Raw genomic sequence first — 15,184 nt, 5'->3', positions numbered from 1 at the left:
CTTGATGGCGCACTATTTGATTTTTCTCGGCTCGACCAGAACGTCAACGCCTCCCGCACCCGCCCGCCTGGGCGAGCGGGTAGCCAGGGCGTGCTTGCGCTTACTCAGCGCTCAGCGCGATACGACGGCGGAGATCATTGACCCGCTCGCACTCGATCTGAGCGGTCCGTTCAAACCGCATTTTGCCTACTCTGCCTCCACCGTACCGGATGAGTTGGATGCCCTGGCAACGAAAATCGACCGGGCAGACGGCTACGTGATGGTCAGCCCAGAGTACAATCACGCGATGAGCCCGGCGCTGAGTCATTTATTGAATCACTTTGGCGCGTCGCTATTTGCGTTCAAACCCAGCGCCATCGTGACCTACTCCATGGGCCAGTGGGGCGGCTCCCGCGCGGCGGTGAATATGCGCTCGTTTCTATCCGAGCTGGGCTGCTTGCCCGTTTCAGCGATGATACATATCCCGAAGGCCCACGAAGCCATCGATAGCGATGGACAATTTCAGGCGGAGCAGGAGCGCTGGGAAAGCTATTTTGGTCGGACGCTCGCGCAGCTCATGTGGTGGGCCGACGCCGCCAACGCACATAAAGCCGAGCAAGACCCCACTCGCCTATCGCCCGCGTTTCATCATACCCCTAGCCAACGTGACGCCCCCTCATGTCAGTAACCATTTACCACAACCCTAACTGTGGAACGTCCCGCAATACGTTAGCCATGATCAAGGCGTCAGGGGAGTCGCCTGACGTGATCCACTACCTGGACACACCGCCAAGCCGAGAGCGCTTGGTAGAATTGCTGGCGATGATGACGCTATCGCCGAGAGCGCTGCTGCGCCGCAAAGGCACGCCTTACGATGAACTGTCCTTGGATGACCCAACGCTAGACGATGAGCAGCTTATCGATGCCATGATGGCCCACCCTATTCTCATCAATCGCCCAATCGTCATCACCCCCAAAGGGGCAAAACTCTGCCGACCTTCCGAACAGGTGCTAGCGCTGCTGGATCGGCCGGTGGCGCACTTTGTGAAAGAGGATGGCGAGCGTGTTGACTATCCACCCCAATAAGAGGCACTCACGCAGCAATGGACCCGATCATTGATATAGAAGAAACAGCGGCTGCGTTTATCAAGCAACAAGGGGGCGTGGTCACCGTGAGATGCTCCCCCCGTCACGGCTGCTGCGGAGGCACGTCGCGCATCGCCATCGCTGAGACACATGCACCTAACGACACTTCGGCATTTGAAAGCCACTTTCTCGAAGGGGTCTGGCTCTGGGTAGCCCCAGAGCTTGCTCGGCAGGGCTTGCGACTTCGGGTGGAAGGCTGGTGGAAACTCCAGCGACTCTTCGTCGATGGCGCCCCGCTACGCGCAGGGCACCAGGACACGCCCACGCCGTGAATCGGCGTGGTGCGCTTTGCTCACGCCACCTGCTTGGGCAACGCGAGGGCCATGACGGCGCTTGCCGCCACCAAGGCAGCCGCTACCCAGAGGCAGGCGCTCAGGCCGTATGCCATATAGAGCCACCCGGAGAGCAGCGTGCCGACCAAGCGCCCCATGGCATTGGCCATATAGTAAAACCCGACGTCCATAGAGACGCCGTCGGCCCGGGCATAGTGAACGATCAAGTAGCTATGCCAACTGGAGTTCACGGCAAACAGCACGCCAAACGCCAACAGGCCCACCACTAGCCAGCCTACCTGCGCCAAGGGAAGTAGCGCCAGTAGAATGGCCAGAACAGCCAGGGCGGCAGCCCACCCAGCGGTGATGGTTCTCGCATCGCCTTTTAGCAGGGCTGTGAGTTTTGGTGCTTGGGTTTGTACGCCACCATAGCCGATGATCCAGGCCGCCAATAGGCCACCTACGGTCCAGTGGCTCCAGCCGTGCTGATCATAAAGAAAGACCGGCAGCGCCACGACGAACCACACGTCGCGCGAGGCAAACAGGCAAAACCGCGCGGCCGAGAGCACGTTGATGGCGCGGGATTTAGAAAAGATCTCGGTGAACTTGGGTTTGACTTTTTGCTTGCCTAAATCTGCTTTTAGGCGCCAGAGCGATAGTAGCAGCACAGCACCCAGCATGATGGCCATGGCAATGACCGCCCCACGAAAGCCAATCAGCGTGAGCAGTACACCACCAACGAAAAAGCCCAGGCCTTTCAGGGCATTTTTAGAGCCGGTCAACATAGCGACCCAGCGGTATAAGGCGCTGTTGGCATTGGCACTCGTGGCCGGCACCAACACCTTCACGGCGCTTTTAGCGCTCATTTTGTTGAGGTCTTTGGCAATGCCTGACAGCGCCTGAGCGGCCATGACCCACACCACGGTCAGCATGCTCGCCGGTACCATGAGCATGGCGAGCGCCACGATTTGCAGACCCAACCCCACGTTCATGGTGCGGTTCAAGCCCAATCTCGCCCCTAACCAGCCCCCCACCAAGTTCGTCACCACGCCAAACGCTTCGTAGAAGAGGAACAGCATGGCGATTTCCAACGGCGAGTAGCCTAGCTGGTGGAAATACATCACCACCAGCATCCGCAGCGCGCCGTCGGTCACGGTGAACGCCCAATAGTTGCCTGTAATCAGCATGTACTGGCGCACCTCGAACGGTAGCGCCTTGACTTTATCCAGCAGCGATTCAGCCACGACCCACTGGCTCCTTGCCCACCTTACGTGCCAGCTCGGCGGTACGATTGGCATAGCCCCACTCGTTGTCGTACCAGGCGTAGAGCTTTAACTGAGTGCCGTTCACCACCATGGTAGAGAGGGCATCAATGATCGAGCTGCGCGGGTCAGTGCGGTAGTCGATCGATACCAGCGGGCGCTCTTCATAACCGAGGATGCCTTTCAGCGGCCCTTCGGCGGCGGCCTTGAGCGCTTGATTTACCTCCTCGACGGTTACTTCCCGCTCAAGCTCGAACACCATATCGGTGAGCGACGCGTTGGCCAGCGGCACACGGATCGCGTGGCCGTTGAGCTTGCCTTCTAGCTCAGGAAAAATCGCCGTAATGGCTTTCGCCGAGCCCGTGGTAGTAGGGATGAGACTCATGCCGCAGGCGCGAGCGCGACGCAGGTCTTTATGAGGGGCATCAAGAATGGTTTGGGTGTTGGTGATGTCGTGTACGGTGGTCATCGAGCCATGACGGATACCGAAATGCTCGAGAATCACTTTAACGACCGGCGCTAGGCAGTTAGTAGTACAGCTAGCGGCCGTGACGATGCGGTGCTTGGCTGGCTCGAACAAATGATCGTTAACGCCCACCACCACGTTGAGCACGCCCTCCTCTTTCACCGGCGCACTCACTACCACGCGCCCAACGCCTTGATTCAGGTAAGCCTGCAGCTTGTCGGTACTCTTCATTTTACCGGAGCATTCGATGACCACGTCGCAGCTGGACCAATCGCTTTCCGCGATGGTTTTATGAGTGCTAAAGGCCACCTCATGTCCATCAATGACGATGGCATCCTGACGCGACGTCATGCCCTTTCCTGGCGTCCATTGGCCGTGGACGGAATCAAACTCCAATAAATGGGCAAAGGTGGCCGCATCACCACCAGGGTCGTTGATACGCACCAAGGTCACCTCGCCTGTCGTCACCTGCGACCAAAGGCTGCGCAGCGCTAGGCGTCCAATACGGCCAAATCCATTAATACCGATGCGAAGTGACATAGGGAAGTCTCCAAATATGCAATAAAGGCCCAGCCTACCGCTTACATACGAAAAAACATATATTGGTAGTCAAAAAAACGCTGCTTGAAAGCCCGCCATGACAGCGGGCCAACAAATAGCAGTCTATTTAACCGTAACGGCCTGAGATGTAGTCTTCGGTCTTCTTCTGTGCGGGCGTCGAGAACATCACTTTCGTGTCGTTGTACTCGATGATTTCCCCCAGGTGGAAGAACGCCGTGTAGTCCGCCACGCGCGCCGCCTGCTGCATGTTGTGCGTCACGGTCACGATGGTGAACTGCTCTTTCAGCTTGTCCATTAGGTCTTCGATGGTGGCCGTGGAGATCGGGTCCAGAGCGGACGTCGGTTCGTCCATCAAAATCACATCCGGCTGAACGGCAATGGCTCGTGCAATGCACAAACGCTGCTGCTGACCACCAGAGAGCGAAGTGCCCGGCTCTTGCAGCTTGTCTTTCACTTCGTTCCACAAGCCAGCATCGCGCAGAGCCTTCTCGACCAGCTCGTCCTGGTCGGCTTTACGGCTCACCAGGTCGTGCATACGCGGCGCGTAAGCGATGTTTTCGTAGATCGATTTCGGGAACGGGTTAGGCTTCTGAAACACCATCCCTACCCGGCGGCGCAGCGCCACTTCATCCATCTTGCCAGCATTCACATCCTGGCCGTCCATCTCCACCAGGCCTTCAATATGTACGCTGGGAATCAAGTCGTTCATACGGTTCAAGCAGCGCAAAAAGGTCGATTTACCGCACCCCGAAGGGCCAATCAGCGCGGTCACGTTCTTCTGGAACAGGTCGATGTTCAGCCCTTTCAGCGCTTGGCTCTTGCCGTACCACAGGTTGAGGTCGCGAACACGAATGCTGAGATCGTGACATGCTTGCTCGTTACGCGTGTAGGGCTGGCCAACGTCTGGTGCATGCTGCTGATTCATAACGGGTGCTTGGCTATTCATAAAGTGTCCTCTTGGGCGCCGGCTTACCAGCGGCGCTCGAATTTCTTGCGTAGCACAACGGCAAAGGCGTTGAGCGAAATCAGCACAGACAGTAGCACTAAGATGCCACCAGCGGTTTTTTCAACGAAGGCCTGCTCCGGCTCGCCTGACCAGGTAAAGATCTGCGCGGGCATGACCGTGGCTGCCTGGGTAAAGGAAGCGCTGACATCCGGAATGAAGGCCACCATCCCTACAATGATCAGCGGTGCAGTTTCACCCATCGCCTGCGCCAGGCCAATGATCGAACCGGTCATGATACCGGGCATCGCCAGCGGAAGAACGTGATCACGAACCACTTGCCAGCGCGAGCAGCCTACGCCAAATGCCGCATGGCGAATGGAGTCCGGCACACTACGCAGTGCCGTACGGGTGGCAATGATGATGACGGGAAGGGTCATCAGCGCCAGCGTCATACCGCCTGCCAGCGGAGATGAGCGCGGCACGCCAAAGAAGTTGATGAAGATCGCCAAACCTAGCAGACCAAACAGAATCGACGGAATCGCTGCCAAGTTGTTGATGTTGATCTCGATGATCTGGGTAAAACGATTATCCGGTGCGAACTCTTCCAGATAGATGGCCGTCATCACGCCAATGGGGAAAGAGATCAGCAGCGTCACGATCATGGTCATGACCGTCCCCACCACCGCCGACAAGATACCGGCGTTCTCGGCGATTTTCGAATCCCCTGAGCCGAAGAACGTTTTATTGAAACGCAAATCCACCTGACCTGAAGCAACCCGCTCGTCGATTTCGGCTTTCTCTTCGTCGCTCAAGCTGTTGCGATGTCCTTTCAGATACTGGTCCACTTCGCTGTTGGCCAGCATCCAGCGCTGCTCGGAGGTACCGATCATGTCGGGGTTATTGCGCAGCTGCAGCGGAATGACGCGAACCTCGGTGCGGCTAATCAGCGGCACCAACTCCTCGTCAAACGCTTGACGACCATCGCGGCTCGCCTCTTCGGTGTAGTTGATCTCGGTATTGATATAGGCCTGCTGGAACGCAGGCAACCCTTTGCTCAGCATGTCGGCAAAGAACAGCACCAAGAACAGGCCTGCTAAACCCAGCGCGCCCATGGAGACCCACTTCAGGCGGGCCGACTTACGGTGACGCCGCTTAAGCTGCTGGCTGATCTCGTCAAAAGAGTGGCTCATCGAATCAGTTCCTCGGCGTTACAGGTTGTTCACGCGGTATTTTTCGCGGAAGCGACGAATCATTAATACAGAGACCAGGTTGAGCGTCAGAGTGACGACGAACAGCACCAGGCCCAGTGCAAAGGCTGACAGCGTCTCCGCACTCTCGAACTCTTGGTCGCCGGTCAGCGATGCCACGATACGGACGGTCACTGTCGTCATGTCTTCCAAGGGATTGGCCGTCAGGTTCGGGCGCATACCGGCCGCCATGACCACGATCATGGTTTCACCCAGCGCTCGGGACATCCCCAGCAGCGCCGCAGAGATGATACCGGGCAGTGCCGCAGGCACGACCACGTCGCGAATGGTTTCGCCTTTGGTCATTCCCAGTGCCAGCGAGCCCTGGCGCATGCTATCGGGCACCGAGTTGATCACGTCGTCAGAGAGCGAGGAAATAAACGGAATGATCATGATGCCCATGACCACACCCGGCGCAACGGCGTTATTGTAAGACGCATCCAGCCCAAAGAAGCCGGCAATATTGACGATGATCGGTGCCACGGTAATGGCGGCGAAGAAACCGTAAACCACGGTGGGAATACCTGCCAGCACTTCGAGCACCGGTTTAGCGATCGTGCGCACCCGTTGAGGCGCGTACTCCGACATGTAAATCGCTGACAACAGACCGATAGGCACCGCGACCAACAGCGCAATGGCCGTGATCATGAAGGTGCCCGCGAACAGTGGCACCGAACCGAACTCAGCGCTGCTGCCGTCACCGCGCCCTGCGGCCGCTAGAAAGCTCGCACCGGGGTTCCAGGTTGTGCCGGTGATGAAGTCCCAGAAACTGTGCATTTGGAAGAAACGCAGCGCTTCCGAGATGATCGAAAACAGAATACCGAATGTGGTAAAGATCGAGATCATCGCCGCGCCGGTCAGCACCCAGCGAATCACCCGCTCGATGGCTTGGCGAGCGTGAAAGTGGGGCTTCACTTGCGCCACCCCAACCGCCAACCCGGCTGCGGCGACCACCAAGCTCGCAGCCAGCAAATACATGGGCGGTATCTCCGCACCTAACAACAGCAGTAGCAACGACCCTAGCGCGCCCACCAGTACCGCAGGCCCTGCCGTTGAGAGAACAGCAAACCAGGCATACTGATCAGGCTGTGCGAACATCGCCGTGCCAGAAGCACGTACCCGCGCAGCCTTCGCTCGGCCTACAAAAAAGGCCACTAGCCCAAGCAGCAAGAGCACTGTGCAAAAGAGTAAAAGTAGCTGGTTTGTTTGCATCGAATTTCTCTCGCATCACCTAATGAAATCGTGTTGGCTGCTACTTTGGATTAAAAACATGACAGCAATATGACAAAGACAGCGCACCCCAAAACAAATGGCCGGTAGCATCCGCTACCGGCCATGTCATCACTATCGAATAGCGATTATTTCAGGTCAGCCGCCACCAGCTTGGTGCGGTCAGCCACTTTCTGACGAGCTTGCTCACGCTCGGCTTCCGGCAGCGGAATCAGACCAAGATCAACCAGGTAACCGTCATCGCCAATCATCTGATCTTCCATGAACATGTTGGCGTATTCGTACATCGGCGGTACTTCGTCAGCGTGCTGGTTCTTCAGGTAGAACCACAGTGAACGAGCTACCGGGTACTCGCCAGAGCTGATAGCTTCGACTTCCGGCTCAACACCGTTGATGGACGCACCCATGATGGTGTCCGGGTTCTCAACCAGGAAGGAGTAGCCGAAGATACCGAAGGCACCGGTGTCTTCTGCCAGGCGCTGAACGATCAGGTTGTCGTTCTCACCGGCGTCGATGTAAACACCGTCGGTACGGATGTCGGTGTAACCTTCTTCACCGTAGATATCCATCTCGGCAGAAGCGGCTTCCATGACCAGTTCTTCGAACGCGTCACGGGTACCAGACGTGCTGGGCGGGCCATAGATAGAGATGGCGCGGTCCGGCAGAGAAGCGTCGATGTCGCTCCAGTTGGTGTAGGGGTTGTCAACCAGTTCGCCGTCTACCGGCACCTGGGCGGCAACCGCCAGGAAGATTTGCTCAAGCGTCAGATCGATCGGCTCGTTGGTGGCCGCCAGACCCAGAACGATACCGTCAGAACCGATTTTCGCTTCGGTGATATCAGTAACGCCGTTCTCTTCGCAACGCTCGAGTTCAGAAGACTTCATGCGACGAGACGCATTGGTGATGTCCGGCGTGCCTTCGCCAACACCGTTACAGAACAAACGAATACCACCGCCAGAACCTGTGGACTCGATGACCGGCGTCGGGTAGTTGGTCAGTGCGCCGAACTCTTCAGTCACGTAGCTGGCGAACGGATAAACAGTGCTGGAGCCGACGATGCGAATCTGGTCACGTGCTTGTGCCACACCGGCAACGCTCATTACAGCCGCCGCGATGACGGTAGTTTTTAGAATACGGTTCATGCGAAATACTCCTGTCGATGTAGGGTTCTGGCCTTCGCATGACGTACTTTGCACCCCTTCGATGACATCTTTATGACATCACCCAAAACGTCTCCACTTTTTTAAGAAAATCTCGCGCTACAGCAATAAGCCCAATGCCGCGAGCGTGCATAGCCCCAGCGAAAGACGCTGCAACAGCGGTTTATCCAGTCGGTGTGCGATTGCATCCGCCAGCGCATTACCCAACAAGACGGCAGGTAGAAAAGTGAGCGCCAGCTTGAAATGCCAAACGCTGATCTGCCCTGCCAATGCAAGTGTCAGCAGGGTTAACAGCGAGGTGAGAACAAAAAAGGCGGCTAGGTTGCCGCGCATGCGGTCCGGCGAGAAACCGTGCATGAGCAGCACGATGGGCGGCCCGCCAATGGCCGCTACCGTGCCAAAAACACCGGAAAGAACACCCGCGATAAAGAGAGTGATGCGGTTCACCGGCAGCTCGAAACGGCATAACGTGACCAGTACCGCAAACAGTACGATGGCGGCTATCAGCTTTTCCAGCACTACCATTGGCGCGGCCAGCAACAGCCAAAGCCCCAGACCGTTCCCCGGTAAGCGCCCCACCAAGGCAACGCTCATCTCTTTTAGTCTCACTTCATGCCAATAACGGCGAACCATCATCAACGAGACCGTGAAACCAAACAGCACCAGAATGACCGGCACCAGCCGGGGTTCGATCATCAGTAGCAGCGGTGCGCCCACCACTGCCAAGCCAAACCCCGTCGCCCGCTGCACGAAAGCACCGAGTAGTAGTACGGCGGCGCTGCCAAGCCAATGTGTCAATGGCATGTCTAACCACTGCAGCAGGCTATCCATTACAACGCATCGTCTGCCTTAGGGGCCTGGGTCAGGACTCTCACGCCGATGTTGCCCAGTAAGGCCGCTCCTAACATGGTTAGCACCATGGGCCACACATGCTCTACTTGGAACAGGCCCACCAGGACGCCCGCCAGCGCCCCACAGCTAAACTGGATACCGCCGAGCAACGCGGTCGCCGTGGCACTGATATGGCCAAAATGATCCAGTAGCGATGAGATGGCGTTGGGAGTGATCAAGCCAATCATACCGGTGAACATCATGACCAACGGCACCACCACATAGAGCGACGCCACATTCAGCGCTGCGGCCAGCACCAACCCCAGAGCAGCCGCTAACTGAACGGCCAATCCCAAGCGCAAATTTTGCTGCGGCGTGCGTTTTCGCAGCAGATAGATATTGACGCGGTTGGAGAGCGCAATCACCACGACGTTCACCCCAAACACCAGAGGGTAGACGCTGGGCGAGAGGGAGAAGTAATCCAAATATAGAAAGGGCGATGCGGTGACGAACGCAAACAGCCCCGCAAACGATGCGGCGACCGCACAGATGTATCCCATGCCCTCTTTATGACGCAGCACGCTGGCATAGTTGCGAATCACTTGACGAGGCGAGGCCGCTGGCAAATTGGTATCGCGGGTTTCGGGCAAGCGGGTTCCTAGCAGCCAGAGTAAGAAACCGGCATAAACGGCCAGAAAAACGAAGATCAGCCACCACCCCGCGATATGCAGCAGCAAGCTGCCCACCGCTGGCGCCACTAGCGGGGCCAGCATCATGATCATGGCCATGGTGGACATGACCTTGGCCGCCTCCCGCCCGCTAAAACAGTCGCGTACGATGGCCGCCGAATTCACGACGCAAGCACCACCGCCCAATGCTTGAATAAAGCGCCAAATCAGCAGTGACGCCAGGCTGTCGGCAGTGGTGATCATCAGGCTTGCCAGCATGAACACGACCAAACCGCTGAGCAGCACTGGCTTGCGCCCTACTCGATCGGAGAGTGGGCCAAAACAGAGCTGCCCGAGCGCGAACCCAAACAAAAACATACTGATCGAGAGTTCGGTATGGTGAATGCTGGCATCGATGCTCTCGGCCAGAACGCCGATGGCAGGCAGATAGGCGTCGATCGCAAACGGCGCCAACGCGGTGTTGGCCGCCACCAGCAGCGCCACTCGACGAGGATTAAGTTCCATAAGCCTCCTTACTATGGGCGTGAGAGAGCGGAGGAGACCGCCAAAAAGATAGGCCGCTAATCATAATCGATTTCAATTCATTTGTCGGTGTCTGTTCGTTGCGCGCGCCCCTTGCTAAAGTACTCCAAAGACAACCAAGGAGCACTGCATGGCCACGAGCTTACTAAGCCAATTAAAAGAGATGACCACCGTGGTGGCTGATACGGGCGACCTTGATGCGATTCGCCGTTTTCAGCCTCAAGATGCCACGACCAACCCCTCACTGATTCTACAGGCCGCTCAGCAAGAAGAGCGTCGCGCGCGGCTGGCGAGCATTGCCAAAGAGAGCACCGACATCGACGAGGCTGTCGACCGTGTGGCAGTGGATATTGGCAGCGAAATCAGCGAGCTGGTACCCGGCTACGTATCGACCGAAGTCAGCGCCCGCCTCTCGTTTGACCGTGACGCCACGATTGCCAAGGCGCACTCGCTCATCGAACGCTATGCCCAACACGGCGTGGGCCCGGAGCGGATTCTGATCAAGATGGCCTCTACCTGGGAAGGCATTCAGGCCGCACGCCAGTTGGAGCGCGACGGTATTCGCACCAACCTGACCTTGCTATTCGGCTTTGCTCAGGCGCAGGCATGTGCCGACGCCGGTGCCACACTCATTTCACCGTTCGTTGGCCGTATCCTCGATTGGCACAAAGCCCGTTCGCCGGAAGCCGACTTTAGCGGCGTCAATGACCCGGGCGTGCAGTCAGTGAAGCGCATTTACGACTACTACAAAGGCCACGGCTACCCCACGATCGTCATGGGTGCCAGTTTCCGGAACGTAGGTGAAATTCAGGCGTTGGCAGGCTGTGACCGTTTGACCATTTCCCCCGCGTTACTCAATGAACTTGACGAACAGCAGGGCGAGCTGACGCGCCAATTGACGCCCATGGGAGCCAGCAGCTCTGTCGACCAAGCGCTGTCCCAGGCTGACTTTCGATGGGAAATGAACGAAGACGAGATGGCGACCGACAAGCTGGCCGAAGGTATTCGGAAGTTCATGGCCGACCAGCGTAAGCTCGAGGAGCTGCTTAGCCAACTACGCCAAGGCTAAGACGACGCGACCGTCCGCGCTCGCTCGACGCCCTCTTGTCTGCCAGGCAAGGGGGCGCGTTATTTATGCGCCACCGCAGATTGCGCTTCGAGCATTTCGACCAGCGGCTGGAACTGCTCGCGATTATGCTCGTTCATGTGCATCAAAATGCGATGCGCTTCTAGTATACGCGTACGCAGGCCCTCTTCATCGGCAGGCTCGGCGGGCAAGTCCTGCATCGATGAGTTCAGCGTTGAACTCGGCTGCAAAGGCGCTTCCATGAGCGTGAAAAAGCGCGCAAAGCCCATGACGTCGAGCATCTGCCTGACATCCGGGTTATCAGCAATGATGGTCGGAGGTTGCTCCAAACGCCCTTTGACAGCCATGGCGACCTTCGCCAAGAAGCCAAGCGCCGTGGAGTCCACGTTACTGGCTTCCCGCAGGTCGATCATCACCGCCTGAAGGCCAGGGGTTTCCGCGAGACGTTGTGCTTGGGTATCGAGCGTGGCGCATAGCGTCAACCGCACGTCGCCACAGAGCTTTAAGACAAAAACACCAGAGTTGAACGCCGCTTTGATGCGGCCCTCTTCAATCAGCATGACCAAATCCGCTCACCATCATGATTGTCAGGTCATCGGGCAAAGCATCGCGGTCTTGGTTCGCCTCGTCATCCTCATCGCCCTCTTTGAGAAGCGAATTGGTGCTGGCTAGCCGGTCGCGCAACTGCTCAAGCGTGACACTTTCGCTAACGAGTTGCTCAAGTTCCGTGAGCCGCGTGTCGAGCGTTTTACCCGGCAAGCATTCCAATACACCGTCTGAACACAGCCATAACCGAAAGTTGGCCGGTAAAGCACAGCTAAGCGAAGGATACTCCACATCAGGGAAAAGGCCTACCGGCATTCCTTCCCCTGCTAAGCGCTCCAGCTTACCGTCGGCCGCTAGTAGCGGCATGGGTAACTGCGCACCGAGCGAATAGTGAAGAGTCTGTTGCTCGTGGTCAATAACACCGACAAATAAAGTGGCATGTTTTCCGATGTCGGTATCCTGAAGCTCTCGATTCATGGCAGCGAGCCAGTTCGGCGGCAGCTGCTCAGGCGCTTGGCCGTCCCACTCGTTGAGCCATCGGTTGCACAAATATTTGAGCAACACCGTGACGAAGGCAGACGATGCGCCGTGCCCCGACACATCGGCGAAGTAGAACGCGCTGAAACGGTCGTTGTAGCGCTGATAGTCGAGAAAGTCGCCCGACAAATAGAGCGATGGCGCGAACCAGTAGTCGTAATACACACCGCTGATCACCTTGGGGTGTGCGGGCAGCAGGCGTCGCTGGATGTGCCCGCCGCTTTGCTGATCCATCCGCAGCAGGGCCAGATGCGTTTCGAGGCTCTCATTGAGCTCTGCCAGCCGCGCTCGATCCCGATCACGCTCCTGGGCCAAGGTATGCAGCTCGATCGCTTTACGGATCATTCTGCGCAGCAGTTCGGTGTGGCGCAGCGGATGAACGATGTAGTCCACCAGGCCTACATCGATGGCCTTGATCAAGTCAGCGTCTTGACGGGAGTCGCTGACGACCAACGTAGGCAGCCGATGCGTCAACTGTGACCACTGCTGGCGCGGCACGGCTCGGGCGTGAGCCACGATCAGCGCGGTGCCGCTAGGAAGATGGTCAATGTTATCGGCGGCAAACACCCACATGCCGTCGCAGGTAATCGCCTCGGCCAGCGCATCGCGCTCGGGGCCGGGCTCGTCGATTACCGCGATCAACTGCTTAGCGTGATCCATGTCAGGCCTCAATCGGCGAAGTCGTCGTCACCCACATCGGTATCGTCGAAATCAAAATCGTCCATGGCAAACGGGTCATCGCCTAACTCCCCGTCATTGACTTGAAACTGTCGCCGCTGCAAATAAGCATCACGAACGAAGCGGTAGCGGTCTCCGGAAATCAACGACTCTTGATCCAGCAAGTCGGCGCGAAGATGAATGATATCGAGCGCTGTCAAACCTGCACGCAGTTGGTGATCGTCGATATACGTGATCGGATGCGCGGCAAAGTCCACCGGTAGGCCCGACGCATCCCGCAAGGTGCGCGGACCCAGAAGCGGTAACACTAAATAGCGCGAATCATCCCAGCCCCATACGGCCAGCGTTTGACCAAAATCCTCTTTATCGGCGGTGATCTCCATCAGCGTTGCGTAATCGAGCAAGCCACCGATACCCACCGTGGAGTTGATCAAAAATCGTGACGTTGCCAGTCCCGCGTTGGCAGGTTTGCCCTGCAGCAAGCTGTTCAGGGCCGTGCGTATTTCCCCTAAATTAGAGAAAAAGTTACCGACCCCGGTTTGCACCGGCTCGGGGGTAACGGCGTTATACCCCTGCGCCACGGGTTTGAGCGCGTAGCGATCCAGCACGTCATTGAACTCAAATACGCGCCGATTGAATCCTTCCCAGGGGTCCTGAGGGTCAGCCGCCACCGGTGGCTCAGACGCGTTGCCCTCTTGCGGCGACCCCGTACTGGCACACCCGCCCATGCTCAACGTCGCGAGCAGCAGTAACGGCAGCAGTTTTTGCCATGCACTTCGCGCCTGTGTTTGCATTGCCCACCCCTTCAACATGCACTGTCCTTCTTCAACATTGACCGCTTTTCTAGACATCCACTCACCCACTACCCACCCGATTACTGGCGACGAACGACCACGCTTCCCGCGCTGTAGCCTGCGCCAAACGAGCAAATCACGCCGATATCGCCTTCCGATAACGCCTCGCGGTGAAGATGAAAGGCGATGATCGAGCCTGCCGAGCTGGTATTGGCGTAGCGATCTAGGATGATCGGTGCCTGAGCCTCGCTGGGCTCTTCTCCCAGCACTTTACGGGCAATCAAATCGTTCATGTGACGGTTGGCCTGATGTAACCACATCCGCGTTAAATCCGCCCCCGACAGCTCTAATGAAGCGAGATGGTCAGTGATAAGCTTGGCCACCATGGGGCACACCTCTTTGAATACGCGGCGCCCCTCCTGCACAAATAGCTTATCCAGTGCCTGCGGGTCGCTGTCGGTGACTCGATTCAAAAAACCCGCATTATTACGAATCGCATTGGAAAACTTGGTGACGAGCCGTGTACCTAAAATGTCATAACGCTCTTTAGCCACGGCCACATCGCTATTTTCCAATACCATAGCCGTACAAGCATCGCCGAAAATAAAGTGGCTGTCACGGTCTCTAAAGTTCAAATGCGCCGAACAGATCTCCGGGTTGACGATCAGTGCCCGCTTGACGCTGCCTGACGCAATCGCATTGGCCGCGGTTTCCAGCGCAAACGTGGCAGAACTACAGGCCACATTCATATCGAAACCGTAGCCAGACGTTCCCAGCGCTTGCTGCACTTCTACCGCCACCGCCGGATAGGCGCGCTCCAGATTCGAACACGCCACGATCACCAGCTCGATATCGGCCGCCTCGACTTGCGCCGCCTCTAGCGCCTGGCGCGCGGCCTGAGTGGCCATGTCGCACTGAATAGAGGGTTCGTCATTGTGCCGCTGTGGCAGTTTAGGTCGCATACGCTCAGGGTCAAGGATGCCCTCGGCATCGAGCACGTAGCGGCTCTTGATCCCCGACGCTTTCTCGATGAACTCACTGCTGGAGTACGCCAGTGCCTCTTGCTCTCCACGCGCGATGGCGTCTGCATGCCGGGCGTTGTGCTGATCGACCCAGGCATTGAAAGCAGCGACCAACGCCGCGTTATCGATGGCGTTTTCCGGCGTATAAAGTCCTGTACCGGTGATCACTACATTGGTCATGCTGTCTCCTTAGGCGGCCTCAAGGCGTC

At 57.4% G+C, this 15,184-nt stretch carries 16 protein-coding genes; 4 read left to right on the top strand and 12 right to left on the bottom strand.

Annotated features, from left to right (window positions below; genetic code table 11):
- The first annotated feature begins 4 nt into the window (after positions 1-4).
- Genes CTT34_RS06755 through CTT34_RS06745 form a run of 3 tightly spaced genes read left to right on the top strand, consistent with a single transcriptional unit; the run spans position 5 to position 1,397 of the window.
- Entirely contained in the window at positions 5-667 is a 663-nt protein-coding gene (locus tag CTT34_RS06755) for an NADPH-dependent FMN reductase (protein WP_159341747.1), read from the top strand.
- Positions 658-1,065, top strand: a complete 408-nt coding sequence (gene arsC / locus CTT34_RS06750; RefSeq protein ID WP_159341746.1) for an arsenate reductase (glutaredoxin) — start codon at positions 658-660, stop codon at positions 1,063-1,065. The genes CTT34_RS06755 and arsC overlap by 10 nt, the downstream gene beginning before the upstream one ends.
- 17 nt (positions 1,066-1,082) lie before the next feature.
- Positions 1,083-1,397, top strand: coding sequence for a CC/Se motif family (seleno)protein (locus tag CTT34_RS06745; RefSeq protein ID WP_159341745.1), 315 nt, complete (start codon positions 1,083-1,085; stop codon positions 1,395-1,397).
- A gap of 20 nt (positions 1,398-1,417) precedes the next feature.
- Here CTT34_RS06745 and arsJ read toward each other — a convergent pair whose 3' ends face one another.
- The 8 genes from arsJ to CTT34_RS06705 form a co-directional block, all read right to left on the bottom strand.
- Positions 1,418-2,584: an organoarsenical effux MFS transporter ArsJ gene (arsJ, locus tag CTT34_RS06740; protein WP_390620280.1), complete on the bottom strand. Its 1,167-nt coding sequence runs from the start codon at positions 2,582-2,584 to the stop codon at positions 1,418-1,420.
- A gap of 49 nt (positions 2,585-2,633) precedes the next feature.
- The gene (locus tag CTT34_RS06735) at positions 2,634-3,665 is read right to left on the bottom strand and encodes an ArsJ-associated glyceraldehyde-3-phosphate dehydrogenase (RefSeq protein ID WP_159341743.1); all 1,032 of its coding nucleotides are present in this window, start codon (positions 3,663-3,665) and stop codon (positions 2,634-2,636) included.
- A gap of 127 nt (positions 3,666-3,792) precedes the next feature.
- Positions 3,793-4,632 carry a phosphate ABC transporter ATP-binding protein PstB gene (pstB, locus tag CTT34_RS06730; protein WP_044630110.1) on the bottom strand — a complete coding sequence of 280 codons (840 nt, stop codon included), beginning with the start codon at positions 4,630-4,632 and terminating at the stop codon, positions 3,793-3,795.
- A gap of 23 nt (positions 4,633-4,655) precedes the next feature.
- The gene (pstA, locus tag CTT34_RS06725; RefSeq protein WP_159341742.1) at positions 4,656-5,822 is read right to left on the bottom strand and encodes a phosphate ABC transporter permease PstA; all 1,167 of its coding nucleotides are present in this window, start codon (positions 5,820-5,822) and stop codon (positions 4,656-4,658) included.
- Positions 5,823-5,840: 18 nt separating this feature from the next.
- Positions 5,841-7,091, bottom strand: a complete 1,251-nt coding sequence (pstC, locus tag CTT34_RS06720) for a phosphate ABC transporter permease subunit PstC (protein ID WP_159341741.1) — start codon at positions 7,089-7,091, stop codon at positions 5,841-5,843.
- Positions 7,092-7,237: 146 nt separating this feature from the next.
- A complete protein-coding gene (locus CTT34_RS06715) occupies positions 7,238-8,251 on the bottom strand; it encodes a substrate-binding domain-containing protein (RefSeq protein ID WP_159341740.1) in 1,014 nt (337 codons plus the stop codon).
- A gap of 117 nt (positions 8,252-8,368) precedes the next feature.
- Positions 8,369-9,100 carry a sulfite exporter TauE/SafE family protein gene (locus CTT34_RS06710; protein WP_159341739.1) on the bottom strand — a complete coding sequence of 244 codons (732 nt, stop codon included), beginning with the start codon at positions 9,098-9,100 and terminating at the stop codon, positions 8,369-8,371.
- On the bottom strand, positions 9,100-10,293 hold the full coding sequence (locus CTT34_RS06705; RefSeq protein ID WP_159341738.1) for a multidrug effflux MFS transporter: 1,194 nt from the start codon (positions 10,291-10,293) through the stop codon (positions 9,100-9,102). The genes CTT34_RS06710 and CTT34_RS06705 overlap by 1 nt, the downstream gene beginning before the upstream one ends.
- Before the next feature lie 148 nt (positions 10,294-10,441).
- On the opposite strand from CTT34_RS06705, the gene tal reads away from it, so the two are divergent.
- The gene (gene tal / locus CTT34_RS06700; protein WP_159341737.1) at positions 10,442-11,380 is read left to right on the top strand and encodes a transaldolase; all 939 of its coding nucleotides are present in this window, start codon (positions 10,442-10,444) and stop codon (positions 11,378-11,380) included.
- Between the two features lie 59 nt (positions 11,381-11,439).
- Here the strand turns inward: tal and CTT34_RS06695 are convergent, their stop codons facing one another.
- From CTT34_RS06695 to CTT34_RS06680, 4 genes are all read right to left on the bottom strand, one after another.
- Positions 11,440-11,958 carry an STAS domain-containing protein gene (locus tag CTT34_RS06695; protein WP_159341736.1) on the bottom strand — a complete coding sequence of 173 codons (519 nt, stop codon included), beginning with the start codon at positions 11,956-11,958 and terminating at the stop codon, positions 11,440-11,442.
- Complete coding sequence (locus CTT34_RS06690) at positions 11,948-13,141, bottom strand: PP2C family protein-serine/threonine phosphatase (RefSeq protein WP_159341735.1); 1,194 nt, start codon at positions 13,139-13,141, stop codon at positions 11,948-11,950. The genes CTT34_RS06695 and CTT34_RS06690 overlap by 11 nt, the downstream gene beginning before the upstream one ends.
- Positions 13,142-13,149: 8 nt before the next feature.
- Positions 13,150-13,953 carry an MlaA family lipoprotein gene (locus CTT34_RS06685; RefSeq protein WP_254436464.1) on the bottom strand — a complete coding sequence of 268 codons (804 nt, stop codon included), beginning with the start codon at positions 13,951-13,953 and terminating at the stop codon, positions 13,150-13,152.
- A gap of 80 nt (positions 13,954-14,033) precedes the next feature.
- The gene (locus CTT34_RS06680) at positions 14,034-15,155 is read right to left on the bottom strand and encodes a beta-ketoacyl-ACP synthase III (protein WP_159341733.1); all 1,122 of its coding nucleotides are present in this window, start codon (positions 15,153-15,155) and stop codon (positions 14,034-14,036) included.
- Positions 15,156-15,184: the final 29 nt, after the last annotated feature.

The sequence above is a fragment of the Halomonas meridiana genome (assembly GCF_009846525.1).
In the GTDB taxonomy this organism is placed as follows: domain Bacteria; phylum Pseudomonadota; class Gammaproteobacteria; order Pseudomonadales; family Halomonadaceae; genus Vreelandella.
The sequence above is the reverse complement of the archived record's forward strand: the minus strand, read 5'-3'. Positions and strand labels throughout refer to the sequence as shown.